The sequence below is a fragment of the Pseudomonas sp. IT-P258 genome (assembly GCF_949767825.1).
Taxonomy (GTDB): domain Bacteria; phylum Pseudomonadota; class Gammaproteobacteria; order Pseudomonadales; family Pseudomonadaceae; genus Aquipseudomonas; species Aquipseudomonas monachiensis.
On sequence record NZ_CATKPU010000065.1, the window covers coordinates 112091 to 136779 of the forward strand.

24 protein-coding genes and 1 other RNA gene are annotated in these 24689 nt (G+C 58.3%); 14 read left to right on the plus strand and 11 right to left on the minus strand.

What is annotated here, in order from left to right; all coding sequences use genetic code 11:
* Positions 1–6 precede the first annotated feature (6 nt).
* A complete protein-coding gene (locus ACM6G4_RS21210) occupies positions 7–1392 on the plus strand; it encodes an aspartate aminotransferase family protein (RefSeq protein ID WP_414914562.1) in 1386 nt (461 codons plus the stop codon).
* A gap of 186 nt (positions 1393–1578) precedes the next feature.
* Here the strand turns inward: ACM6G4_RS21210 and ACM6G4_RS21215 are convergent, their stop codons facing one another.
* Positions 1579–2013 carry a YhcB family protein gene (locus ACM6G4_RS21215; RefSeq protein ID WP_056726239.1) on the minus strand — a complete coding sequence of 145 codons (435 nt, stop codon included), beginning with the start codon at positions 2011–2013 and terminating at the stop codon, positions 1579–1581.
* A gap of 144 nt (positions 2014–2157) precedes the next feature.
* Here ACM6G4_RS21215 and ACM6G4_RS21220 point away from each other — a divergent pair, with 144 nt between their 5' ends.
* The 3 genes from ACM6G4_RS21220 (at position 2158) to zapE (ending at position 5352) form a co-directional block, all read left to right on the plus strand.
* On the plus strand, positions 2158–2787 hold the full coding sequence (locus ACM6G4_RS21220) for an alpha/beta hydrolase (RefSeq protein ID WP_414914563.1): 630 nt from the start codon (positions 2158–2160) through the stop codon (positions 2785–2787).
* Between the two features lie 24 nt (positions 2788–2811).
* Positions 2812–4167 carry a tryptophan--tRNA ligase gene (locus ACM6G4_RS21225; RefSeq protein WP_414914564.1) on the plus strand — a complete coding sequence of 452 codons (1356 nt, stop codon included), beginning with the start codon at positions 2812–2814 and terminating at the stop codon, positions 4165–4167.
* A 90-nt stretch (positions 4168–4257) separates the two neighbouring features.
* Positions 4258–5352, plus strand: a complete 1095-nt coding sequence (zapE, locus tag ACM6G4_RS21230) for a cell division protein ZapE (protein ID WP_108228482.1) — start codon at positions 4258–4260, stop codon at positions 5350–5352.
* A 90-nt stretch (positions 5353–5442) separates the two neighbouring features.
* On the opposite strand, the gene ACM6G4_RS21235 is transcribed toward zapE, so the two are convergent.
* The 5 genes from ACM6G4_RS21235 to ACM6G4_RS21255 all read right to left on the minus strand — a co-directional run bounded on the left by ACM6G4_RS21235 (position 5443) and on the right by ACM6G4_RS21255 (position 11882).
* On the minus strand, positions 5443–6426 hold the full coding sequence (locus ACM6G4_RS21235) for an asparaginase (RefSeq protein ID WP_414914565.1): 984 nt from the start codon (positions 6424–6426) through the stop codon (positions 5443–5445).
* A 77-nt stretch (positions 6427–6503) separates the two neighbouring features.
* A complete protein-coding gene (locus ACM6G4_RS21240) occupies positions 6504–7697 on the minus strand; it encodes a hypothetical protein (protein WP_414914566.1) in 1194 nt (397 codons plus the stop codon).
* 16 nt (positions 7698–7713) lie between these two features.
* Positions 7714–8601 (minus strand): nitrilase family protein, encoded by an 888-nt coding sequence (locus ACM6G4_RS21245; protein WP_414914654.1) that lies wholly within the window; start codon positions 8599–8601, stop codon positions 7714–7716.
* Positions 8602–8808: 207 nt separating this feature from the next.
* Positions 8809–10755 (minus strand): flavin monoamine oxidase family protein, encoded by a 1947-nt coding sequence (locus tag ACM6G4_RS21250; protein ID WP_414914567.1) that lies wholly within the window; start codon positions 10753–10755, stop codon positions 8809–8811.
* 206 nt (positions 10756–10961) lie between these two features.
* Positions 10962–11882: a GlxA family transcriptional regulator gene (locus ACM6G4_RS21255; protein ID WP_177336483.1), complete on the minus strand. Its 921-nt coding sequence runs from the start codon at positions 11880–11882 to the stop codon at positions 10962–10964.
* Between the two features lie 221 nt (positions 11883–12103).
* On the opposite strand from ACM6G4_RS21255, the gene ACM6G4_RS21260 reads away from it, so the two are divergent.
* Positions 12104–13240: an acyl-CoA dehydrogenase family protein gene (locus tag ACM6G4_RS21260; protein ID WP_046041911.1), complete on the plus strand. Its 1137-nt coding sequence runs from the start codon at positions 12104–12106 to the stop codon at positions 13238–13240.
* A gap of 109 nt (positions 13241–13349) precedes the next feature.
* Here ACM6G4_RS21260 and ACM6G4_RS21265 read toward each other — a convergent pair whose 3' ends face one another.
* Positions 13350–14390: an NADP(H)-dependent aldo-keto reductase gene (locus ACM6G4_RS21265; protein ID WP_056726231.1), complete on the minus strand. Its 1041-nt coding sequence runs from the start codon at positions 14388–14390 to the stop codon at positions 13350–13352.
* Positions 14391–14635: 245 nt separating this feature from the next.
* On the opposite strand from ACM6G4_RS21265, the gene rplM reads away from it, so the two are divergent.
* The 7 genes from rplM (at position 14636) to ACM6G4_RS21300 (ending at position 19524) form a co-directional block, all read left to right on the plus strand.
* On the plus strand, positions 14636–15064 hold the full coding sequence (gene rplM / locus ACM6G4_RS21270; RefSeq protein WP_007917032.1) for a 50S ribosomal protein L13: 429 nt from the start codon (positions 14636–14638) through the stop codon (positions 15062–15064).
* A 14-nt stretch (positions 15065–15078) separates the two neighbouring features.
* A complete protein-coding gene (gene rpsI / locus ACM6G4_RS21275; RefSeq protein WP_003228056.1) occupies positions 15079–15471 on the plus strand; it encodes a 30S ribosomal protein S9 in 393 nt (130 codons plus the stop codon).
* Positions 15472–15739: 268 nt separating this feature from the next.
* Positions 15740–16333 (plus strand): ubiquinol-cytochrome c reductase iron-sulfur subunit, encoded by a 594-nt coding sequence (gene petA / locus ACM6G4_RS21280; protein WP_046041913.1) that lies wholly within the window; start codon positions 15740–15742, stop codon positions 16331–16333.
* Complete coding sequence (locus ACM6G4_RS21285) at positions 16333–17544, plus strand: cytochrome b (RefSeq protein WP_008045954.1); 1212 nt, start codon at positions 16333–16335, stop codon at positions 17542–17544. Before petA ends, ACM6G4_RS21285 begins: the two co-directional genes overlap by 1 nt.
* The gene (locus ACM6G4_RS21290) at positions 17544–18326 is read left to right on the plus strand and encodes a cytochrome c1 (protein WP_056726230.1); all 783 of its coding nucleotides are present in this window, start codon (positions 17544–17546) and stop codon (positions 18324–18326) included. The genes ACM6G4_RS21285 and ACM6G4_RS21290 overlap by 1 nt, the downstream gene beginning before the upstream one ends.
* Positions 18327–18476: 150 nt before the next feature.
* On the plus strand, positions 18477–19094 hold the full coding sequence (locus ACM6G4_RS21295) for a glutathione S-transferase N-terminal domain-containing protein (RefSeq protein WP_007972581.1): 618 nt from the start codon (positions 18477–18479) through the stop codon (positions 19092–19094).
* Between the two features lie 16 nt (positions 19095–19110).
* Positions 19111–19524, plus strand: a complete 414-nt coding sequence (locus tag ACM6G4_RS21300; RefSeq protein WP_007998247.1) for a ClpXP protease specificity-enhancing factor — start codon at positions 19111–19113, stop codon at positions 19522–19524.
* 51 nt (positions 19525–19575) lie between these two features.
* Here the strand turns inward: ACM6G4_RS21300 and ACM6G4_RS21305 are convergent, their stop codons facing one another.
* The 4 genes from ACM6G4_RS21305 to ACM6G4_RS21320 all read right to left on the minus strand — a co-directional run bounded on the left by ACM6G4_RS21305 (position 19576) and on the right by ACM6G4_RS21320 (position 23022).
* Entirely contained in the window at positions 19576–20154 is a 579-nt protein-coding gene (locus tag ACM6G4_RS21305; protein WP_056726229.1) for a BON domain-containing protein, read from the minus strand.
* A complete protein-coding gene (locus ACM6G4_RS21310) occupies positions 20151–20744 on the minus strand; it encodes a phosphoheptose isomerase (protein ID WP_007972584.1) in 594 nt (197 codons plus the stop codon). Before ACM6G4_RS21310 ends, ACM6G4_RS21305 begins: the two co-directional genes overlap by 4 nt.
* A gap of 104 nt (positions 20745–20848) precedes the next feature.
* Positions 20849–21211 carry a YraN family protein gene (locus tag ACM6G4_RS21315; RefSeq protein WP_008045939.1) on the minus strand — a complete coding sequence of 121 codons (363 nt, stop codon included), beginning with the start codon at positions 21209–21211 and terminating at the stop codon, positions 20849–20851.
* Complete coding sequence (locus ACM6G4_RS21320) at positions 21211–23022, minus strand: penicillin-binding protein activator (protein ID WP_414914568.1); 1812 nt, start codon at positions 23020–23022, stop codon at positions 21211–21213. Before ACM6G4_RS21320 ends, ACM6G4_RS21315 begins: the two co-directional genes overlap by 1 nt.
* Positions 23023–23198: 176 nt before the next feature.
* On the opposite strand from ACM6G4_RS21320, the gene rsmI reads away from it, so the two are divergent.
* The gene (gene rsmI, locus ACM6G4_RS21325) at positions 23199–24104 is read left to right on the plus strand and encodes a 16S rRNA (cytidine(1402)-2'-O)-methyltransferase (RefSeq protein ID WP_414914569.1); all 906 of its coding nucleotides are present in this window, start codon (positions 23199–23201) and stop codon (positions 24102–24104) included.
* A 75-nt stretch (positions 24105–24179) separates the two neighbouring features.
* Positions 24180–24533, plus strand: an RNA gene (gene rnpB / locus ACM6G4_RS21330) — RNase P RNA component class A.
* Positions 24534–24689: the final 156 nt, after the last annotated feature.

The following is a 24689-nucleotide window of genomic DNA, read 5'->3' on the forward strand; positions in this document are numbered from 1 at the left end:
TCTACCATGAGCCAAGAATTCGATACCCTGTTCGAGCAAGACCGTGCGCATTTCATGCACCCTTCGACCCATGCCCATGACCACGCCAGCGGGGCACTCAAGGGGCGCATCATCAAGGGCGCATCGGGCATCCGCATTCGCGACCACGAAGGCCGCGAATTCATCGACGCCTTCGCTGGCCTGTACTGCGTGAACATCGGCTATGGACGCACCGAAGTCGCCGATGCCATCTATAAGCAGGCCAAGGAACTGGCTTATTACCATACCTACATGGGGCATTCGACCGAAGCGATCATCGAGCTATCGAGCCGCATAATCGACTGGGCGCCGCAAGGCATGAAGAAGGTCTACTACGGCCTCTCAGGCTCCGACGCCAACGAAACCCAGATCAAACTGGTTCGCTACTACAACAACGTACTGGGTCGTCCACAGAAAAAGAAAATCATCTCCCGCGATCGCGGTTATCACGGCTCGGGCATCATGACCGGTAGCCTGACCGGCCTGCCAAGTTTCCATCAACATTTCGACCTGCCGGCCGAAGGCATCAAGCACACTGTGTGCCCCCACTGGTACCGCAAGGCGCCGACCGGCATGGATGAGGCCGCGTTCGTGCGCTACTGCGCCGACGAGTTGGAGAAAATGATCCTCGCCGAAGGCCCCGACACCGTGGCGGCGTTTATTGGCGAGCCGTTGATGGGGACGGGCGGCATCATCGTGCCGCCAGCGGGTTACTGGGCTGCGATTCAAGCCGTGCTGAATAAATACGATGTGTTGCTGATCGCCGACGAAGTGGTCTGCGCTTTTGGTCGCCTCGGCTCGAAGATGGGCAGCCAACGCTACGGCATGCGCCCGGACCTGATTACCACCGCCAAAGGCCTGACCAGTGCCTATGCACCATTGTCGGCAGTGATCGTCGGCGAAAAGGTTTGGGATGTCATCGAAAAGGCCTCCGAATCCCAAGGTGCCATGGGCCATGGCTGGACTTATTCCGGACACCCGATCTGTGCTGCTGCGGCGCTGGCCAACCTCGATATCCTGGAGCGGGAAAACCTCACGGCCAATGCCGAGAAGGTCGGCGGCTATCTCAATCGTCGGCTGCGTGAAACCCTGGAAGGGCATCCACTGGTGGGCGAGGTGCGCGGCGACGGGATGCTCGCAGCGGTTGAGTTCATGGCTGATCGCGAACAACGCACACCGTTCGATGCGGCACTGAAGGTCGGCCCGAAAGTCTCGGCGGCCTGCCTGGAACGCGGCATGATCGCCCGGGCGATGCCCCATGGCGATATTCTCGGCTTTGCCCCGCCGCTGGTACTGACGGAGGCTGAAGCGGAGCTGATTGTTGGTATCACCAAGGATGCGATTGATCAGGTGGCCAGTGAGGTGCTTGGCTAACCCCCGCCATAACGGTCACCTGTAGGAGCTGCCGCAGGCTGCGATCTTTTGATCTTGCTTCTTAGAATCAAAGGATCGTAGCCTCGTTGCACTCGACAGCTCCTACCTGCCTCAATTGAGTCGTCCAAAACAAAAAAGCCCCCGGGCAATCACGTCCGGGGGCTTTTTGTATCGCGCGAAACCTGCTTACTTCTTCAGGCCATAATGCTCATCAAGCATGCCCGGCGAGTTCGGGGCTTTCGGTGCGTAGTCGCGCGGCGGCTCCTGATCGCGCGGTGGCGTCAGGCGCTCACGGGGTGCCTGCGTCGCATCGGCGTGCAGGGAGGCCAGCAGGCGTTGGCGGGTCTGTTCGTCCAGGGCCAGGCGGTTGGCGCCCTCGGCGAGATGGTCCTGCACTTCCTGATAGCTCTGAGTCAGTTTCTTGACCAGTGTCGCGGTGCTGTTGAAGTGGGTCACCACCTCGTTCTGATAACTGTCGAAACGTTCCTGAATATCGTCCAGCTGACGCTGCGTGCGGCTGGGCGCGGCGTTCGGTGCAACGCGAGCGATCAGGAACCCAATGGCGACACCCACAACCAGGGCAAGAGTCGGTAACAACCAAACTAAGAGCGAGTGTTCCACGAGTCCTTCCTCTATAAACGGCTTTGCTTTACGTTAACGGCTCGAACCTGCGCTGTATACCGCGATTCACTCGCAATAGACAGCCACAGACAATTTGCTAGACGAGTCGACCTGATCCGAGGTCACGGAGTTCCTTCCTTGCTTATGCGTGAAACCCCTGTAGTGATTGATGGCCCGGTGGGTCAACTGGAAGCACTGTACCTGGACAACGAGCAGCCTCGCGGCCTGGCACTGATCTGCCATCCGAACCCGGTGCAGGGCGGCACCATGCTCAACAAAGTGGTCTCGACCCTGCAGCGCACTGCGCGTGATGCCGGTTTGATCACCCTGCGTTTCAACTACCGTGGTGTCGGCGCCAGCGAAGGCACCCACGACATGGGCACCGGCGAAGTCGATGATGCCCAGGCTGTGGCTGATTGGTTCAGGGCCAAACACCCGGAGTTGCCACTGACCCTGTTCGGTTTCTCCTTCGGCGGATTTGTTGCAGCAAGTCTCGGTGGACGTCTGGAAGCGAAGGGCGAACAGCTCAAGCACCTGTTCATGGTCGCGCCGGCGGTCATGCGCCTCGGCGATCAGGATCAGCTGCCGCAACAGGGCGAACTGACCCTGATCCAGCCGGAAACCGACGAAGTGATCGATCCGCAGCTGGTTTACGAATGGTCCGACAAGCTCGAACGCCCCCATGAGCTGCTGAAAGTGGCAGAATGCGGACACTTTTTTCATGGCAAGCTGACCGATCTCAAGGATCTGATCCTGCCGCGTCTCTCGAATTGATTGCAGTCTGACAAGCGATTACCCATGACGACTCGTACCCGTATCCTCACCGGCATCACCACCACCGGCACGCCGCACCTGGGCAACTACGCCGGCGCCATCCGCCCGGCGATCGTCGCCAGCCGTGACAGCAATGCCGATTCGTTCTACTTCCTGGCCGACTACCACGCCCTGATCAAGTGCGATGACCCGCTGCGCATCCAGCGCTCCCGACTGGAAATCGCCGCGACCTGGCTGGCCGGTGGCCTGGATGTGGACCGCGTGACCTTCTATCGCCAGTCTGACATCCCGGAAATCCCCGAACTGACCTGGCTGCTGACCTGCGTTGCCGCCAAGGGCCTGCTCAATCGCGCCCACGCCTACAAGGCTTCGGTGGACAAAAACGTCGAGACCGGTGAAGACCCGGACGCCGGCATCACCATGGGCCTGTACAGCTACCCGGTGCTGATGGCCGCGGACATCCTGATGTTCAACGCGCACAAGGTGCCGGTCGGTCGTGACCAGATCCAGCACGTGGAAATGGCGCGGGACATCGGCCAGCGCTTCAACCACCTGTTTGGCCAGGGCAAGGAGTTCTTCACCATGCCCGAGGCGTTGATCGAAGAGAGCGTCGCCACGTTGCCGGGCCTGGATGGCCGCAAGATGTCGAAGAGCTACGACAACACCATCCCGCTGTTCTCCAGCGCCAAAGAGATGAAGGACGCGATTTCGCGGATCGTCACCGACTCCCGCGCGCCGGGCGAAGCCAAGGATCCGGACAATTCGCACCTGTTCACCTTGTTCCAGGCGTTCGCCACCCCGGCGCAGGCCGACGAGTTCCGTAGCGAACTGTTACAGGGCCTGGGTTGGGGCGAGGCGAAGAATCGTCTGTTCCAGTTGCTCGACAACGAACTGGGCGAATCCCGCGAGCGTTATAACCAGCTGATCGAGCGCCCGGCGGATCTGGAAGACATCCTGCAACACGGCGCGAAAAAAGCCCGTGCGGTGGCGACGCCATTCCTCAACGAACTGCGTGAGGCGGTGGGCCTGCGCTCGTTCGTTGCCCAGACCCAAGTGGCGGCGACCACCAAGAAGAAAACCGTGAAGGCTGCACGTTTTGTCAGCTTCCGTGAAGACGACGGCAGTTTCCGCTTCCGTCTGCTGGCGGCCGATGGCGAACAACTGCTGCTGTCGCGCAACTTCGCCGACGGTAAAACCGCGGGGCAGGTGACCAAGCAACTGCAAGCGGGCCAGTCACTGGACGTACGCAGTGAGGCGCTGAGCTTCAGTGTCTGGCTGGAAGGCGAATGCATTGCCGACAGCCCGGCGTTTGCCGACAGCGCCGCCCGTGACGCTGCCGTCGAGGCTTTGCGCATCGCCCTGACGCCTGTTCAGGAATAAACAACGGTTCGGCCCGACCAAGGGCCGATTGCCATTCCTCGGGGCCGTCGCTACAGTGTCGGCCCGTTTTTGTTGCCTTGCTAACGAATTATGACGCCCCTAGAACGATATCAAGCTGATCTGAAACGCCCGGAATTCTTCCATGACGCCGCACAGGAAACTGCCGTGCGTCATTTGCAGCGCCTGTACGACGACCTGGTCGCGGCCGAGCAAAACAAGCCGGGCCTGCTGGGCAAGTTGTTTGGCAAGAAGGATCAGACCCCGGTCAAGGGCCTGTATTTCTGGGGCGGCGTAGGTCGCGGCAAGACTTACCTGGTGGATACCTTCTTTGAAGCGCTGCCCTTCAAGGAAAAGTCCCGTACGCACTTCCACCGCTTCATGAAGCGCGTGCACGAAGAGATGAAAACCCTGGGTGGCGAGAAAAACCCGCTGACCATCATCGCCAAGCGTTTTGCCACCGAAGCCCGGGTCATCTGCTTCGATGAATTTTTCGTTTCCGACATCACCGACGCCATGATCCTTGGCACCCTGATGGAAGAACTGTTCAAGAACGGCGTGACCCTGGTCGCGACGTCGAACATCGTGCCGGACGGCCTCTACAAGGACGGCCTGCAACGCGCGCGCTTCCTGCCGGCCATTGCGCTGATCAAGCAGAATACCGAGATCGTCAACGTCGACAGCGGCGTCGACTATCGTCTGCGTCACCTCGAACAAGCCGAGCTGTTCCACTATCCGCTCGACGAAGCCGCCAACGAAAGCCTGCGCAAGAGCTTCCGTGCGCTGACACCGGAATGCACGGCGGCGGTCGAAAATGATGTGCTGATGATCGAGAACCGTGAAATTCGTGCCGTGCGCACCTGCGATGACGTGGCCTGGTTCAACTTCCGTGAACTGTGCGATGGCCCGCGCAGCCAGAACGACTACATCGAGTTGGGCAAGATCTTCCACGCCGTGCTGCTCAGCGATGTCGAGCAAATGAGCGTTACCACCGACGACATCGCCCGACGCTTCATCAACATGGTCGACGAGTTCTACGACCGTAACGTGAAGCTGATCATTTCCGCCGAAGTCGAGCTTAAAGACCTGTACACAGGTGGTCGCCTGAACTTCGAGTTCCAGCGTACCTTGAGCCGACTGCTGGAAATGCAATCCCACGAATTCCTGGCCCGGGCGCACAAGCCGTAGGACGATTCGGAAAATAAAAAAGGCCTGCGATTGCAGGCCTTTTTTGTCAGCGCAAATCCTCCGCCCACAGGTTTGTACATTGTTTTGAAGTCAAATGTCCTCGTTGAGATAATGCGCAAGCTCGTGCTGCCGTTGGCAACCAAGCAGCAGCCAAAGCAGAATTCTGGCTTTTCGCGGACATAGAAAACCCGCCATCGATGCCCCCTTGCGAATTAAGTCCATTTCACCACCGCCAAAACCGTAAGAGGCACGTGCGGTGGAGCCGGAACCGGTTCGGGTCGCAATGATCACGGGGATTCGTTCGGCAATATGTTCAATCATTGTCGCCCAGCGCTGCGAGATGTGGCCGGCGCCGAAACCGCCGATCACCAGCCCGTCGTAATCGAGTGCGAGAATATTTTCCAGTAGCAGGGTGTCGGCCGAAAGTGAGGCCTCAAGCAGCGCAACCTTCTGCGTGGTCTGTTGCGGCAGCGGTAACACCGTGCGTGGCCCTGGCGGGCGCAGGTAGCGAACACGGTCTTCCAACAGTAGGCCCACGGGCCCCACGACCGGAGAGGAAAACGCCTGTAATGCCAGCGAATCGGTTTTGCGGACGCTGCACGCTTGATGAATCTGTCCGTTCATCACGACCTGGACACCGCGCTGCTGGCTGTTCTGCGCCAAGGCAACGCGACATGCATCCAGAAGATTGGCCGGTCCATCGGCACCTGGCTGCGCTGCGGAACGCATGGCACCGGTCAGCACCAAGGGGGTGTCGTAGGGCCACAGGTAATCGAAAAACACCGCGGCTTCTTCGAGGGTGTCGGTGCCCTGGGTTATCACGACCCCATCGGTTCCCTGTTTGACCTGAAACTCAGCCCAGGACAATACGTTCAGCAAAAACTCGAAATCCAGGGATGCACTGGGCAGCAGGCCGAGGGTCTCGACGGTGACTCCGGCCAGTGTCGTCAGTTCCGGTATGGAAGTCAGCAGGGCTTCGCCGCTGACGGTCGGGATGACGCCTTCACCGGCATTGCTCGCTTGCATGCTTACCGTGCCGCCAAGTGCCGCGATGGACAGTTTGGGCAGGTCCATGGGATACCTCGCATGTTTGTAATGAAAAGTGGCTGTATCCGCTTTTGAGGCCGCGATACAGCCGAATGACTGGGGCATTAATCAGCGATAAAAAAACCGATCAGCGGCACGATCAGCAGTGTGCTGATGGCCATCGACAGTACATTGGCGATATAGGCATGCATGTCGGCCGGTAATTTCCTGGCGATCACACAGGCCAGCGGAGGTGCGAGTAACGCCCCCAGCAGCGCACTTGAGACGATAATCTGCCAGCTACCGCCATAGGTCAGGATCGCCGCGGGCACCACTGAAACCAGCGGGATGTAAGTGGGATACCAGCCGCGCAACATCCATTGTTGACGCCAGATCAGCACGCCGATTGCCGAAGCCAATGCCTGCGCGCCGATGATGTGCAGCAACAGACCCGATCCGTACGCGGGGCTTGAAGGGTTCAAGCTGTACGCCAGCAATGCACCCAGTATCAGGCCAAGGCTGGCCAGTTCATTGCCGAAGAACGGTGCTTCGGAAAAGTCCGCCAGAATCCGGCGCAGGCTCCAGGTGACGCCATAATCGGGCGCCTTGGCGGGGGCGATCGAGGCGGGTGGCGTTTCCGGCGAGCTGGATTTCACCAGGTTCGGCCAATAGCGGCAGAACAGAAACGCCAGGATGCTGGCAATCGCCATGCCCAGCACATTGCCGATCACTGCAGGCAAGGCCAGCGGTTGGCACACGTAGTTGACGATCAGCAGGCACATCGGTGTGACGAGTACGGCGCCCATGAGCGCGCCGTTGATCGTGACCCTCCAGCCTCCTCCAAACATCAGCACCATCGCGGCTGGCAGCGAGACGAATGCTACGAATGTGGGTTGCCAGGTTGTGGCTGTCACCGTCCAGCCCCACAGCAGATTGCTCAGCAGTAGCCCGAGCAACGAACTGGTGACCAGCCAGGGCCAAAGTCCCGTTCCATAGGAGATGGCAAACCCTTGCCAGGATTTCCCGGTTCGATTCGCCCAGTAAGCCAGATAAGCGCCCGCCAGCAGGCCGATCGAGGCGAACTCGTGCTTGTAGAAAGCCACCTCGCTGATGTCACCTAACACCCAACGCAGCCAGGCACTCGGTTCGGGTAGCAGCGATACCATGTCGCCGTACCCGGGCCAATGCGCTCCCCAGAAAGTCCGGTTGCTGAAAGAAAGCCAGGCGATCAGCAGTATCGCGCCGATCATTAGCAGGACGACGGCTGTATCAATTGATGATTTTCGCGATGGTTTGTTTTTGTCGGTTGTAACTTCCATGCAATAGGCCTCCTGATCAACGTGGAAGGCAAGGGTGTTGGGTGTAGCCGAGCATCTGATCGTAAAGATCGGCTCGGCGATCGCGATGCAGATCGTTCAGGTTGTTCCAGATGGGCGCACTGCGGGAGCTGCTCAGGTCGATATCGGCAAGCAGGATTTCCTGTCTGTCTGCCGAAGCCACGGCGCCAATCGGCCAGCCGTTGGTTCCGGCAATCAACGAGCAACCCAGGTAGCGCGCGCCGCGCTCCTCGCCGATCCGGCTGGCAGCAGCGATAAACACGTTGTTGACGTGAGCGGCGGTCATCGTCAAATACGACGCCATGCACTTACCGGCATCATCGAACAGCGGCGGCGGTGTCCAGACCCAGTTGTTCAGGCTGCAAATGATGTCTGCGCCTTGCTGGGCGAGGATCCGTGGCACCTCCGGGAACCAGATGTCCCAGCAGATCAGCAGCCCGATGCGGCCGATCGGTGTGTCGAAAACCGGGAAGCCCAGGTCGCCGGGTGTGAACCAGAGCTTCTCCAGATTCCACAAATGGGCTTTGCGGTACTTGCCGATAAAACCTTCTGGTCCCACCAGAACGCCGGAGTTGAAGAGTCGCATGCCGTCGCGTTCGGCCAGACCGGCCACGAGGTAAACGTTGTGTTCGCGGGCGAAATCGATCCAGCACTGCACGCTTGGCCCGTCGGGAACCGATTCGGCGTGGGCGAAGGCATCCTGTCGATTACTGAAGAAATAGCCAGTATTGGAAAGCTCGGGCAGAACGATGAGATTCGCACCTCCGTTTACCGCTTCAAGCGCCAATTCCAGGCTGCGACGCAGATTACCTACACAATTCTCGATGCCGACTTGTGGATCGAATTGTACGACTGCTACACGAACAGGACTTGTTGGCTCAGTCATTCCGTCGTTCCTCTTTTTATTGTTTTTCAAGCTGTTAAATGGCGTGTGTATAAGAGGGGAATCAGGAATGGGGTGTAAGTCAGCTATTTCCGTTTAGGTCGTAGTCCTTGTCCTAAAATGGATCAGTGTGATGTTTGATGGCAGTGGGTAGCCGGCGCGAGAGGTAGAGCCGTGTATTGCATGCATGGCTCTGGAACGGGGATGTGATCAGATTTTGAGTTGGTAGTGCGGGTAGTCGCTCAAGGAAAATCCGCCATTGAAGGTCGCGGCGGTTTTGTTGCAGATATGAATCACTGCATCGACAGCACCGCGAAAACATGGCTCCGTCCAACCGGCATCGACGGAAAATGACTCGCCGGACAAATACAAGCCTGATACATGAGCAAAGTCCCGGTTGTACTTCATCAGGCCGACGGCATCGTAGTAGGTGCCCGGTCGGTAAAGCTTGGCACAGCCCAGAGCATTTTTATCAGTGATCCAACGCTGAACCACTGCTTGATCAATGCCGATGTAGGGAGAGATTTTTTCCTGGACGTTGGCAGAGTTCATGAGTATGCGATCCAGCTCTTCGGCGCATTTTGATACAAGCTCCTTATCGCTGAATGAGGCGAGCTTGGTTGCATCATCTTCCCAGGTATAACTCAGCAGGATGCAGTCATAGCTGTAATTGTCGTTGTAGCGGTAGGTATAGACATCATGGATAAAGCTGTCTGTTACGATGGCTTGCGGGATATTTTTGTTTTTCGAGAGAAATGATTTTTTCAGCGGTGCAAACACTTTGCAGCTAGTTTCCCAGTGTGCGGTTTTGTAGGCGTTAATCGTCTCGAAAGGCAGCATCTCCCGGGTGAAATTTTCGAGCTTGATTCGAGTTTCAATCAGCCAGGAGGGTAGTGTCATGATGACTGAGTCAAAGTCATCAAATTGCTCCTGGATTTGCTCGGGTTGACTGTGTTTCCAGTTGAAATAGACGCGTATTTTTTGATTGGTCAGCTTTTCCAGTTTTGTGACGGATGAGTCGGTGAGAAGCCCATTGCTTCTTTCGAGGAAATGTTCGTAGATGGACTTTCCGGTTTCGTCGGCTTTCACAAACAGCAGGCATTCGTCCAACGCGGCGAGGCCGATGTAGCGGGGTCTGTCGAAACGCTGCCCCATTGAGTCAAAAACGGCTTCGCTATTCAGGTAGGGCGAATCCAGTGGATCGCCGTTTGAGTCCACTCGACCATGGATCAGTTGCAATTGGCTGCTGAAGCCGAAAATCGCGGTACGCAGAGGGTAGAGGCAGCAGACGTCGTAAAAAGCTCCCCAGCTACCGTCACCTATACCTATCGCGTAAAAAATTGCGGACTCTTGCGCAGACATTCCCATTCCGCCGAAATCCCCGGGTGAGCGGCTATCCCAAGCTTCCAGTGCTGGCATGCTGACCAGTTCGCGGAACGAGACACTCTCGTATTTTTCAACGATAGAAGCCCATATGGCTTCCCATTCCTGGCTCGCATAGAGCTCAGCAACGTGGCGGGTCATGCGATCGGCAAAGGCTTTCCACTTGGAATAAACCTTTTGTAATTCATCGCCGGGAGGCGGTGTGACGCCGTCTTCGTTTTTCCATATCAACATTTGCGACGCCGATCCGCCGTCGATGCTGCCCTCCCGGAGATAGATGCCTGTCGAGTTAACCCATTGGCTACCGGGGTTGGCGAAGTCTGAAAACGCCAATTCAAATTGATTGGCGTAGTAAGCCATCAGCGACCGACCTTCTGTCGGTGGCTCATCCGCCCGGTTGAAGAAGGGCATGCGCATGGCGCCCATTTCAAACGGTGTATGGCTTTCTGCCGAGTTTCGGCTACCGGGAACGGTCAGATGCCTGCCACCGATGCGTCTGGATTGTTCGATGAGAGTGATATGGGTAAAGCCGCAGCGATAGAGCTCTCTTGCGGCGGTCAAGCCTGTGACGCCGGCGCCGATGATGCAGATTTTATGTTGCGGGTCAGTTGCCCTGGCGATGCCGTTTTCCTGTTCTACCAGCGCACGATAGTCAAAGCACAAGTCCGGAGGATTGGGAAAGCGAGCCGCCCATTTGTTTTTAGCCGAGCGCTTTGTTCGGGCGGCCTCCTTGGCGATGTATGACGGGTAGTTGTAGCTTGATCCGATAGTCATGATTGATCTTCCCTGATGGTGTTTGCGGGGGAAGATGTTGAAGTTTTTAAGGGGCTGCGTCTGTGGGCCGGGCTGGGCTCTCCGGCGCTCTGTATTCCGCCTTTTGCGTAGGAAAATGCACTGCGAAAAGAACTGCGTGGCCGGCGCAAGATTCAATGTGGGAGCGAGCAGGCTCGCTCCTACATGGGATTTTTTAGGCTTGAGGCCTACGCAGCCTGCTGAAACTGCTGCCGATACTGATTCGGCGACAGCTCCGTGTGCTGGCGGAACAACCGGGCGAAGAAGCTCGCATCGTCATAGCCGACTTCATAGCTGATGGTCTTGATGCTCTTGCGGCTGCCGGACAGCAAGCCCTTGGCGGTTTCGATGCGCAGGCGTTGCAGGTAATGCAGTGGCTTGTCGCCGGTGGCGGTCTGGAAGCGGCGCATGAAGTTGCGGATGCTCATGCCGTGTTCGCGGGCGACGTCCTCGAAACGGAACTTGTCGGCGAAGTGATCTTCGAGCCAGTGCTGGATCTGCAGGATGATCACGTCCTGGTGCAGCTTCTGCCCGCCGAATCCAATCCGTCCCGGTGAATAACTGCGCTGCACTTCGTAGAGGATGTCCCGGGCCACGGCCTGGGACACGTTGGCGCCGCAGAAGCGCTCGATCAGGTAAATGTACAAATCGCAGGCCGAGGTGGTGCCGCCGGCGCAGTACAGGTTGTCGGCGTCGGTCAGGTGCTTGTCCTGATTGAGCTGGACCTGGGGGAAACGTTCGGCGAAGGCATTGAAGAAGCGCCAGTAGGTGGTCGCTTCCTTGCCATTGAGCAACCCGGCTTCGGCCAGCCAGAAAACACCGGTGGCTTCGCCGCACAGTACGGCGCCGCGCGCATGTTGCTGGCGCAGCCAGGGCAGGACTTGCGGGTAACGCTTGCAGAGGCTGTCGAAATCATCCCAGAACGCCGGAAGAACGATGATGTCGGCGTTTTCCAGCCCGCCGTCCACCGGAATCATCACATCACTGAAAGTGTTGACCGGTTTGCCGTCGGGGCTGACCAGACGGGTTTCGAACGCCGGTGTCAGGCCCTGGCCCAGCTGTTTGCCGTAGCGCAGGCTGGCGAGGTGGAAGAAATCCTTGGCTTGCATGAGGGTGGAAGCGAAAACCCGGTCGATGGCCAGGATGCTGACGCGCCGCAGGGGCGTGGAGGCTTGGTTAGACATAATTCAACTTTATTTTTATAGGGGGAAGTGGTCACCAGACGGCTGGATCGTCTTATTTTTTGTCGGATGTGTCCAGTGTCCTGTATCGGAAGCGAGGCTTAGTCTCTGAACGTCAACTCATTCTAAAAACAAAGAAAAGGTGCCGCATGATCCCCAGAACCCTGTTCAGTTCCGAGCACGAGCTTTTCCGCGACAGCGTGCGGACGTTCCTCGAAAAAGAGGCGGTGCCGTTCCATGGGCAATGGGAAAAACAGGGCTATATCGACCGCAAACTGTGGAACAAGGCGGGGGAGGCGGGGATGCTTTGCTCGCACTTGCCGGAAGAGTACGGCGGCCTGGGAGCGGACTTTCTCTACAGTGCGGTGGTGATCGAAGAAGTGGGGCGACTGGGCCTGACCGGCATCGGTTTTTCCCTGCACTCGGACATCGTGGCGCCCTACATCCTGCATTACGGCAGTGAGGCGCTGAAGCATAAATACCTGCCGAAACTGGTGTCCGGCGAGATGGTTACCGCGATTGCCATGACCGAACCGGGCGCCGGTTCCGATCTGCAAGGGGTGAAAACCACGGCCGTGCTCGATGGCGATGAGTACGTGATCAACGGCTCCAAGACCTTTATCACCAATGGCTACCTGGCCGATCTGGTGATCGTCGTCGCCAAGACCGATCCGAAGGCGGGCGCGAAGGGCACCAGTCTGTTTCTGGTGGAAGCCAATACGCCGGGCTTCGACAAGGGAAAGCGCCTGGAAAAAGTCGGGATGAAAGCCCAGGACACCTCGGAGCTGTTCTTCCAGGACGTGCGTGTACCCAAGGAAAACCTGCTGGGCCAGGCCGGGATGGGCTTTGCCTACCTGATGCAGGAATTGCCCCAGGAGCGCCTTACCGTGGCCATTGGCGGGCTGGCTTCAGCCGAAGCGGCGCTGCAATGGACGCTGGACTACACCCGCGAGCGCAAGGCGTTCGGCAAGTCGATCGCGGATTTCCAGAATACCCGGTTCAAGCTGGCGGAGATGGCCACGGAAATCCAGATCGGCCGCGTCTTTGTCGACCGCTGCCTGGAACTGCACCTGCAAGGAAAACTCGACGTGCCGACGGCGGCGATGGCCAAGTACTGGGGCACCGACCTGCAGTGCAAGGTGCTCGACGAGTGTGTGCAGTTGCACGGTGGCTATGGGTTCATGTGGGAGTACCCGATTGCCCGGGCATGGGCGGATGCGCGGGTGCAGCGGATCTATGCCGGCACCAATGAAATCATGAAGGAGATTATTGCGCGGTCGCTTTGATTGGCGCTGATGGTTGAAAAGATCGCAGCCTCCGGCAGCTCCTACACAGAATTGGCGTACACCCTGTAGGAGCTGCCGAAGGCTGCGATCTTTTCGTGGTCATGACAAATTATGGAGCCGGATTCGGATGATCCTTGTGAATCGCCTCGATCCCTTCCAGCACTTCCTCCGACAGCTTCAAGTCGAAACTGCCGATGTTGCTCTCCAGTTGCTCCATCGTCGTCGCGCCAATGATGTTGCTGGTCACGAACGGCTGCTGCGTGACGAACGCCAGGGCCATTTGCGCCGGGTCCAGGCCGTGCTCGCGAGCCAGGGCCACGTAACGGCTGCAGGCGGCTTCCGACTGCGGATTGAAATAGCGGCTGAAGCGGCTGTAGAGGCTCAGGCGACCTTTTGGTGGGCGGGCGCCACCTTCGTACTTGCCTGACAGGAAGCCGAACGCCAGCGGTGAATAGGCCAGCAGGCCGCACTGTTCGCGGATGGCGATTTCCGCCAGGCCGACTTCAAAGCTGCGGTTGAGCAGGTTGTACGGGTTCTGGATCGACACCGCTCGCGGCCAGCCTCGGGCTTCGGCCAGGGCCAGGAAGCGCATGGTGCCCCATGGTGTCTCGTTGGACAGGCCGATGTGGCGGATCTTGCCGGCGCGGACCTGCTCGTCCAGCGCTTCGAGGGTGTCCTCCAGTGGGGTCAGGTTGGCTTCGATCTTGTGCTTGTAGCCCAGTTGTCCGAAAAAGTTGGTGCTGCGCTCCGGCCAGTGCAGTTGGTACAGGTCGATGTAGTCAGTTTGCAGGCGCTGGAGGCTGGCATCCACCGCTTCGGTGATGTGCTGGCGGTTGTGGCGCAGGTTTTTATCGCGGATGTAGTCGATGGTGTTGCCGGGGCCGGCGATCTTGCTGGCCAGGATCCAGTCGCCGCGGTCGCCGCGGCTTTTGAAGTAGTTGCCGATGTAGCGTTCGGTGGTGGCGTAGGTTTCGGCCTTGGGTGGCACCGGGTACATCTCGGCTGTGTCGATGAAGTTGATCCCGGCACGCTTGGCCCGCTCAATCTGGGCGAAGGCCTCTGCCTCGCTGTTTTGCTCGCCCCAGGTCATGGTTCCGAGGCAGAGGGCACTCACGTTCAGATTGGTTCGGCCTAGCTGGCGATAGTCCATCGTGTGCTCCTTGGGCAAAACAATCATAAAAGCAGGTTGAATTATTTTTCGCAATCTGCATAATTGCGCACCTCTTTCTGCAGTGGAAGTGATGCGCCGCCGCCGAAGAATCTTGCCGTTGAACGGACGCGCCGACCCGAGCCCCCGAAAGCGTCTGTATCCGGCTGCCTTTGACTTGTCAAAGTACGCACTATTCAGTAAGATCCGCCGTCTAATTTACAGGGCGGCCCCTGAGGCTATAAAGAATGAAAACTTTTACTGCTAAACCAGAAACAGTAAAGCGCGACTGGTTTGTCGTCGACGCTGCTGGTCAGACCCTGGGTCGTCTGGCCACCGAAATCGCGAGCCGTCTGCGTGGCAAGCACAAGCCTGAGTACACTCCTCACGTTGACACCGGCGACTACATCGTCGTAATCAACGCTGAGCAGATCCGTGTTACCGGTGCTAAAACCACTGACAAAATGTACTACTCCCACTCCGGTTTCCCGGGCGGCATCAAGTCGATCAACTTTGAAAAGCTGATCGCCAAGGCCCCTGAGCGCGTGATCGAGACCGCGGTTAAAGGCATGCTGCCTAAAAACCCACTGGGTCGCGACATGTACCGTAAGCTGAAAGTCTATGCGGGCGCTGCACACCCACATACTGCTCAGCAGCCCCAAGAACTGAAGTTTTAACGGAATAGTACATTATGTCGGCGACTCAAAATTACGGCACTGGCCGTCGCAAGACCGCAACCGCACGCGTTTTCCTGCGTCCGGGTACTGGTAACATCTCCATCAACAACCGTTCGCTGGATAACTTCTTCGGCCGCGAAACTGCCCGCATGGTAGTTCGTCAGCCGCTGGAGCTGACTGAGACTGTCGAGAAGTTCGACATCTACGTCACCGTGATCGGCGGTGGTGTGAGTGGTCAGGCTGGCGCAATCCGCCACGGCATCACTCGTGCCCTGATGGACTACGACGAGACTCTGCGCAGCGCCCTGCGTAAAGCCGGCTTCGTAACCCGCGATGCTCGTGAAGTTGAACGTAAGAAAGTCGGTCTGCGTAAAGCGCGTAAGCGTCCGCAGTACTCGAAGCGTTAATTCGCTTTCACGTTCAAAAAAGAACGCCCAGTTTCCTCACGGAGCTGGGCGTTTTTTTATGTCTGCGATTTATCAAAGAATTGCGCTGTGACAACTTGCCACATCCGCAGACGCCCTATACTACAAGGCTTGGGGGTGATGGGTTCCGGTAATTACCTTGTCAGAATTGGGGCTTTTCATTACCATTCGGCAAAATTTTTATAAGTACATAGTTTTACTTAGTAGACGCCTGATTTAACAGGCCACAAAGCTGATGGGAGAGGACTGAATGAGCAATGACGGCGTGAATGCAGGCCGGCGTCGCTTCTTGGTAGCAGCCACATCCGTGGTGGGTGCTGCAGGAGCGGTGGGGGCTGCGGTCCCGTTCGTGGGGTCATGGTTTCCCAGTGCCAAGGCGAAAGCCGCAGGTGCACCGGTGAAAGTGAATGTCAGCAAGATCGAGCCAGGCCAGCAGATGATTGCTGAGTGGCGCGGCCAGCCGGTGTTCATCGTCCGCCGTACACAGGAAATCCTGGGGAATCTGAAGAAGATCGAGGGCCAGCTCGCTGACCCGACCTCCAAGAACTCGACACAACCGACTTACGTTGATCCGGAAACCCGTTCGATCAAACCCGAGGTCCTGCTGCTGATCGGTATCTGCACGCACCTGGGTTGCTCGCCGACCTTCCGTCCCGAAGTGGCACCTGCGGATCTGGGTAAAGACTGGGTAGGCGGCTATTTCTGCCCTTGCCACGGCTCCCACTACGATCTGGCTGGTCGCGTCTACAAGTCGCAGCCTGCGCCTTTGAACCTGCCAGTTCCCCCGCATTCCTATGAGACCGATGAAATTATTATCATTGGCGTCGATACGGAGAAAGCGTGATGAGCAAGTTCATGGATTGGGTTGATGCGCGCTTTCCCGCCACCAAAATGTGGGAAGACCATCTCAGCAAGTATTACGCACCGAAGAACTTCAACTTCTTCTACTTCTTTGGCTCCCTGGCGCTGCTCGTTCTGGTCAACCAGATCGTCACCGGTGTCTGGCTGACCATGAGCTACAACCCGTCGGCGGAAGAGGCGTTCGCCTCCGTCGAATACATCATGCGTGACGTCGAGTACGGCTCGATCCTGCGTCTGTTGCACTCCACCGGCGCTTCGGCGTTCTTCATCGTGGTCTATCTGCACATGTTCCGTGGCCTGCTCTACGGTTCGTACCAGAAGCCTCGTGAGCTGGTGTGGGTCTTCGGCATGCTGATCTACCTGGCGCTGATGGCCGAAGCCTTCATGGGCTACCTGCTGCCGTGGGGCCAGATGTCCTACTGGGGTGCCCAGGTGATCATCTCGCTGTTCGGTGCGATCCCGGTCATCGGCAACGACCTGACCCAGTGGATTCGTGGTGACTACCTGATTTCCGGTATTACCCTGAACCGCTTCTTCGCCCTTCACGTGGTTGCCCTGCCTATCGTTATCCTGGGTCTGGTGGTGCTGCACATCCTGGCGTTGCACGAAGTCGGTTCGAACAACCCGGACGGCGTCGACATCAAGAAGCACAAGGACGAAAACGGCATCCCGCTGGACGGCATTGCCTTCCACCCGTACTACACCGTGAAAGATATCGTCGGTGTGGTGGTGTTCCTGTTCATCTTCTGCTCGATCGTGTTCTTCTTCCCGGAAATGGGCGGCTACTTCCTCGAGAAGCCGAACTTTGAAGTGGCGAACGCCTTCAAGACCCCAGAGCACATCGCTCCGGTCTGGTACTTCACCCCGTTCTACGCCATCTTGCGTGCGATTCCGGACAAGCTCCTGGGTGTGATCGCCATGGGTGCGGCCATCGCTGTGCTGTTCGTCCTGCCATGGCTGGACCGTAGCCCGGTCAAGTCGATGCGCTACAAGGGCTGGCTGAGCAAGATCTGGCTCTGGGTGTTCTGCATCTCGTTCGTGATCCTGGGCGTGCTGGGCGTATTGGCCCCAACCCCTGAGCGTACGCTGTTGTCGCAGGTATGTACCTTCCTGTACTTCGCCTACTTCATTCTGATGCCGTTCTACACCAGGCTCGAGAAGACCAAACCGGTTCCGGAAAGGGTGACTGGCTGATGAAAAAACTATTTGCTGTATTGATGCTTGCTGCGCTGCCAGTGTTTGCTTTCGCGGCTGAGCACGGTGGCCCCGAGCTGGAAAAGGTCGATATCGACGTTTCCGATAAAGCGGCCATGCAGGACGGCGCGCGTACGTTCGCCAACTACTGCATGGGTTGCCACAGTGCCAAGTTTCAACGCTATGAGCGTGTTGCCGACGACCTGGGCATTCCCCACGAGTTGATGCTCGAGAAGCTGGTGTTCACTGGCGCCAAGATCGGCGACCACATGAGTATCGGCATGCAGCCGGCGGACGCCAAGGCCTGGTTTGGCGCAGCGCCGCCGGACCTGACCCTGGTTGCCCGTGTTCGCGGCACCGACTGGCTCTACGGTTACCTGAGGTCGTTCTACGAAGACCCTGCGCGTCCATGGGGCGTGAACAACAAGGTCTTCCCGAACGTGGGCATGCCTAACGTCCTGGCCGGCCTGCAAGGTCGCCAGGTGGTTGGCTGCAAACAGGTTCAGATCGTCGAGGGCGGCAAGAAGCAATATGATCCTCTGACCGGTACGGCGCTGACTCATGAAGCATGCGATCAGTTGACCATCGTGCCGAAAAGCGGTGCCCTGACTGCAGAGCAGTTCGATGAGAAGGTCAAGAATCTGGTAACCTTCCTGGCTTACTCGGCTAACCCGGTTAAGCTGCAACATCAGCGCATCGGTACATACGTATTGTTGTACCTGGCGTTCTTCTTCGTCTTCGCTTACCTGCTCAAGCGCGAATACTGGAAAGACGTGCACTGATAAAGCTTCAAGCTATTGCTGTTAATCGCGCGCGCCCAAGGGCGCCTCTGAAGATGTAGCGAAACTGGTGATCCAGTCGTTACGGGAGGCGCCCTCTGGGCGCGCTCGTTTTTGAGCTTTCGATAATTTCTACAAGCGAGGAGGATCGCCATGGGCGTGACCAATCGGTTGGCCTGTTACTCCGACCCCGCCGACCACTATTCCCACCGAGTGCGCATCGTACTGGCAGAGAAGGGTGTCAGCGCCGAGATCATTTACGTGGAGGCTGGTCGGCAGCCGCCTAAACTGATTGAGGTGAACCCTTATGGCAGTCTGCCCACACTGGTCGATCGTGACCTGGCGTTGTGGGAGTCGACTGTGGTGATGGAATACCTGGATGAGCGTTACCCGCATCCGCCGCTACTGCCGGTTTATCCCGTGGCGCGTGCCAACAGTCGCCTGCTGATACACCGCATTCAGCGCGACTGGTGTGGTCTGGTGGACCTGATTCTGGATTCGCGGACCAAGGAAGCGGCCCGTGCCGTGGCTCGAAAAGAGTTGCGCGAAAGCCTGACGGGTGTGTCGCCACTGTTTGCCGACAAACCGTTTTTCCTCAGTGAGGAACAAAGTCTGGTGGATTGCTGCCTATTGCCAATACTCTGGCGATTGCCGATTCTGGGTATAGAACTGCCGCGGCCGGCCAAGCCGCTGCTTGATTATATGGAGCGCCAGTTTGCGCGTGAGGCTTTCCAGGCGAGTCTGTCTGGTGTCGAACGCGACATGCGCTAAGGCTTAAGGAGCCGTTATGAACTCCAGTCGACCTTATCTGGTCCGTGCGCTCTATGAGTGGATTGTGGACAACGATTGCACCCCGCACATGCTGGTCAATTCCGAGTACCCGTCGGTGCAGGTGCCTCAGGGGTTTGCCAGTGACGGACAGATCGTCCTGAACGTATCGCCACAAGCCGTGCGTCATTTGCACATGGATAACGAAGCGGTCAGTTTCGAAGGGCGCTTTGGTGGCGTACCGCACACCTTGTACGTGCCGATTGCTTCGATCCTGGGCATCTACGCCCGGGAGAATGGCCAGGGCATGGTGTTCGATCTGGAGTCGCCCATGGGCGAGGACGACGAGATCGAACCGGATGACGATCTACCGCCACCCGACAGTGAGCCGCCGCGTCCAAGCGGTCGCCCCAGTCTGAAAGTGGTGAAGTAATAAAAAAGGCGATCCAGATGGATCGCCTTTTTTATGCGTGGGATTTGCAGGTCAGTCGATGTACTCGAACAGCTTCACAATCTTCTGCACGCCGGATACGCCTTGTACCAGGTTGGTCGCCTGCGCGGCTTCCTGCTTGGTCAGCAGGCCCAGCAAGTAGACGATGCCGTTTTCAGTGACAACCTTGATGCGCGAGCCGGGGATGTTCGCATCGGCGAGCATCTGGGTCTTGATCTTGGTGGTCAGCCAGATGTCGTTCTGGCGTGCCAGCAACGAGGACGGTGGCAGGACTTGCAGTTCGTTGTGTACCTGTTTCACGCGCTGGACGGCGGCGGCGGCCTGTTCGGCCTTGGCCTTGAGGTCCGCGCGTGGCGTTTGCCCGGCGAGCAGCACGACACCGTTGAAGCTGGTGACGACGATGTGCGAATCCTTATCCAGGGCCGGGTCGGCCTTGGCGACGTTCACACCAACCTTGGTGTCGATCAGGGAATCGTCGATCTTGCTGCCCAGTGTGCGAGTGCCACGGTCATCTTCAATCGGTGCTTCGCGGCTGGCAGTCACCACCGAGGTGCAGCCGCTGATGCCGAGGCACAGGGTCAAGGCCAGTAGGCCAAGGCGATTAGGGGTCATTCTTCACTCCCGAACAATTGGCTGTCGATCAAGTCGCAAAGGCAGTGGATCGCCAGCAGGTGGACTTCTTGAATACGAGCGGTGACGTTGGCCGGCACGCGAATCTCGACGTCCTCGGGCAACAGGAGCGACGCCATGCCGCCGCCATCACGCCCCGTCAATGCTACGACAATCATTTCGCGATCATGTGCGGCCTGGATCGCTTGAATTATGTTGGCCGAGTTGCCGCTGGTGGAGATAGCCAGCAACACATCGCCCGGTTGGCCGAGTGCACGGATCTGCTTGGAGAAGATTTCGTTGTAGCTGTAGTCGTTGGCGATCGAGGTGATCGTCGAGCTGTCGGTCGTCAGGGCGATGGCCGGCAGGCTCGGGCGTTCGCGCTCAAAGCGATTGAGCAGTTCGGACGAGAAGTGCTGGGCATCGCCGGCAGAGCCGCCGTTGCCGCAGGAAAGCATTTTGCCTTCGTTGAGCAGGGCGTTGACCATGACCTGGCTGGCTTGCTCGATGTGCGGTGCAAGTACTTCCATCGCCTGTTGCTTGGTGTCGATACTGGCCTGAAAAAGCTGGCGAATTCGCGATTGCATGTCCATCTGTGTGACCTTAAGTAGCGCGGCTGTTCGGCACGTGAATGTGCAGCCCGCAAAGCAAAGAGCAAAAATGTTGGGTGATAGTGTCCGGTTCGCAATGCCGGCGATCAGCCGTCGAAGGCATTCTGTAGCCAATTCAACTGATCGAGGTTGCTGTCGATGGCAATCACGTCGAAGCGGCAAGGGGAATTGGCCCAGCGCGGCTCGCGCTGAAGAAAATATTGCGCGGCGAAAATCAGTTTTTGCCGTTTGCGCTCATCGATGCTATCGAGCGCGCCACCCCATTGAGTGTTTTTTCTGTAGCGGACTTCAACGAATACTACTGTATCGCCATCTAGCATGACCAGATCAAGCTCGCCGCGTTTACACAACCAGTTCTGCGCCAGCAGGCGCAGACCCTGTTGTTGAAGATGCTCGAGCGCATGGCGCTCGGCATCCTTGCCGCTTTGCTGGCGTGACCTGTCGGGCATCAGCGAGCGGTGTCCGGCAGGCGCTGAACCTGGCCATTGACGAACTCGGCCCATGGCAACTGGCGCACGACCCGCTGGCTCTGAGACATGCCAAGGCTGCCCGACTCACCGTCGATGCGGCTGTCCGGCAGTGACTTGAGCTGGCCCAGGCGTGGTGCCAGGCGATAGGCGTCCACACCCATGGCATACAGGCGCCCCAGGCTGCCGGCGGCTTGTGGCCACTGGGCAGTGACCTGGCGGCGCAGTGGATCGTTGGCGTCCAGCAACCATGGCGTCTCGCAGAAGCGAATGCCATTCATGTCGTTGTACTGGTTGACGTCACCGCTGGCGCTGAACACGTGGGAGGTGGCGTAGACCGGAACATCACCTGCGTACTGGAAGTTCAGGGTCGGTTTGATCTGCTGGGCCTGTTGCGGCGTTGCGGCGAGGAAAATGAACTCGATGTCCTGGCGGCGCGATGGCTGGGCGGCCACTTGCGAGCCAACGGTGCTTTGCAGGCTCTTGGCGCGACCTTCGCTCTGACGCAGCTGGAACATGTCGGCAATCTGCTGGGCCAACTGGACCGGCTGGTCGACGCGTTCGGTGGCGACGATGGTGCCGCCATTGGCTTGCCAATCCTGGCTGAACGCCTTGAGCACGCGCTCGCCCCATTCACCTTTTGGCACCATGATGGCTGCGCGATGCAGGCCGTCGGCGCGAGCGCGGCGCGACACTTCGCGGGCTTCGTCTTCAGCGGCAAGACCGAACTGGAACAACTGCGCCGGGCCTTGATCGCCCTCGCTGTAATTGAGCGCCAGGGTGGTGATCGGTAACTGCGGACGAGTGCTCAGCTGTTTGACCAGCGGCTTCTCCAGCGGGCCGACGACCAGTTGCACGCCATCGGCCTGGGCCTTGCGGTAGAACTCGTCCATGGACGTCAGGCGCGAGCTGTCATAGAACTCGATGGCGGGTGGTTTCTGCCCGGCCTGCTGGGCCTGGTAGTGAGCGGCCATGAAACCGTCGCGCAGCGCTTTGCCAACCGAGGCCAGTTGGCCGTCCTGAGGCAGCAGCAGGGCAATCTTGTTCAGGGGCTGGCTGGCCAGCTCCTTGAGTTGGGTCAGTGGCTGCGGCAATTGTTTGGCTGCCGGGTGCTTCGGATTCTGCGCGCGCCAGTTGTCGATGGCGGCCTGTTGCTGCTCCAGGGTGCCGGCGGATTTCACGGCCAGTGCCAAGGCCATCCAGCCGCCGAGATCGTCGGTGGTGTTTGGCTGCAGCTGATCGGTCGGCAGCGAAGCGATCAGGGTCCAGATGGCTTCATGGTTTTTGCTTGCGGCTTCACCTTCGAGCATCGGGGCGATGAAAATGCGCTGGCGAGCGGCGGCGAGGGTCTGGCCATCGGCTTCAAGGGCGCGGGCGTGAACGGTGCCGGTGCGGACCTGTTGTTCGTCGGGCAGTTCGCTCAAGTACTGCAGGCTCGGATGGCTCAATGCGGCCAGCGCGGCCTTGGGCTGATTGCGGGTCATGGCCAGTTCAGCCGCCAGGGTGTTGGCGAAAACCTGTGGGGCCGGCTTGAGCTGTTCGACAGGAACCTGTTGCAGGATTTGCGCGGACTGGCCGGCATTGCCCTGGCGATAGGCCAGGTCGGCAGCGCTCAAGCGCAGCAAGGCAGCATCTTCCGGTGATTTGCTTTGGGAGGCCTTCTCAAGCAGTTGCTCGATACTGGCATCCGGTGTCCGTGGTAGTTCGCCAAGGCTGGACGAGGGCGAGCTGGCGCAAGCCGCCAGCAAGGCAGCGAGGCAGAGGGCAGATAACAGCCGCAGGCAAGCGATCATGTAAGCGTTCCTGATACTCGATCAAATTAGCGTGGAATTGTACCCAAGCACTGGCCGGGGCGCGATGTTACTGGCGTGAATCGATCAATTTAGCTGGTGTAAATGTTGCGCCAGCGCACAAACGGTCACCGATACCTTGTTTGCTTACGGGTTCGAGAGTCTCGCTACGCGCTACAATGGCGACTTTTACCGATCATGAGGTGTGCGCTTTGACTGCTCCAGGTGCTTTGAATTCCGCTGCTGGCTCGCTTTATGTGGTGGCGACGCCCATCGGCAACCTGGATGACATCAGTGCGCGGGCGCTGAAGATTCTGCGCGAAGTGGCCTTGATTGCCGCGGAAGACACCCGTCACTCCCAGCGCTTGATGCAACATTTCGGCATCTCGACGCCATTGGCGGCCTGCCATGAGCACAACGAGCGTGATGAAGGTAGCCGCTTTATCACGCGCCTGCTTGCCGGTGACAGCGTGGCGTTGATCTCGGATGCCGGCACGCCGCTGATTTCCGATCCGGGTTATCACCTGGTGCGGCAGGCCAGGGCAGCGGGCATCAGTGTGGTGCCGGTTCCGGGTGCTTGCGCATTGATTGCGGCGTTGTCGGCGGCCGGGCTGCCTTCCGACCGATTCATTTTCGAAGGTTTTCTGCCGGCCAAGGCGGTGGGGCGGCGTGCGCGTCTCGAGCAGGTAAAGGAAGAGTCTCGTACATTGATCTTCTATGAGGCCCCGCATCGCATCCTGGAATGCCTTCAGGACATGGAGTTGGTGTTCGGTCCCGAGCGCCCGGCGCTGCTTGCCCGTGAGCTGACCAAGACGTTTGAGACTCTCAAGGGGCTGCCGTTGGCTGAGCTGCGCGAGTTTGTCGAGTCGGACAGCAATCAGCAGCGTGGCGAGTGCGTGGTGCTGGTGGCGGGCTGGTCCGCGCCCGAGGAGGAAGGCACCGTCAGCAGCGAGGCGATGCGCATCCTCAACCTGTTGCTCGAAGAAATGCCGCTCAAGCGTGCGGCGGCTTTGGCGGCGCAAATCACCGGCGAGCGAAAGAATGTGCTGTACCAGATCGCGCTGGATCAGCAGAAGGGCGAGTAAAAGCCGACGCACAGGCGTGCTCTATGGCGCTTGGTGCTTGTTCTTCAGGCGCTCTGCCGGTAACCTTCGCGGCGGAGAGTCGATCGGACAGTCGCTGCCCTCTATGAAAATTAGGGGGGGGAGGAAAGTCCGGGCTCCATAGGGCGAAGTGCCAGGTAATGCCTGGGAGGCGTGAGCCTACGGAAAGTGCCACAGAAAATAACCGCCTAAGCGCTTCGGCGCCGGTAAGGGTGAAAAGGTGCGGTAAGAGCGCACCGCACGTCTGGCAACAGTTCGTGGCTAGGTAAACCCCACTTGGAGCAAGACCAAATAGGGTCCCAAGGCGTGGCCCGCGCTGGGACCGGGTAGGTTGCTAAAGATGTCCAGTGATGGCCATCGTAGACGAATGACTGTTCAAGACAGAACCCGGCTTACAGATCGACTCTCCACCTTTTTCTTTCCTCTGCTTGAATCATCAGGCAGGGGGGCAAGTGATAGCAATTTCCCTCCTTACACAATCATCCGCAGAACCTCTTTTGTAATACCAAAAAAATCTTACTCTTAATAAATTACTTTAACTTTCGAACGCAGCCTTCTGTGCTGATT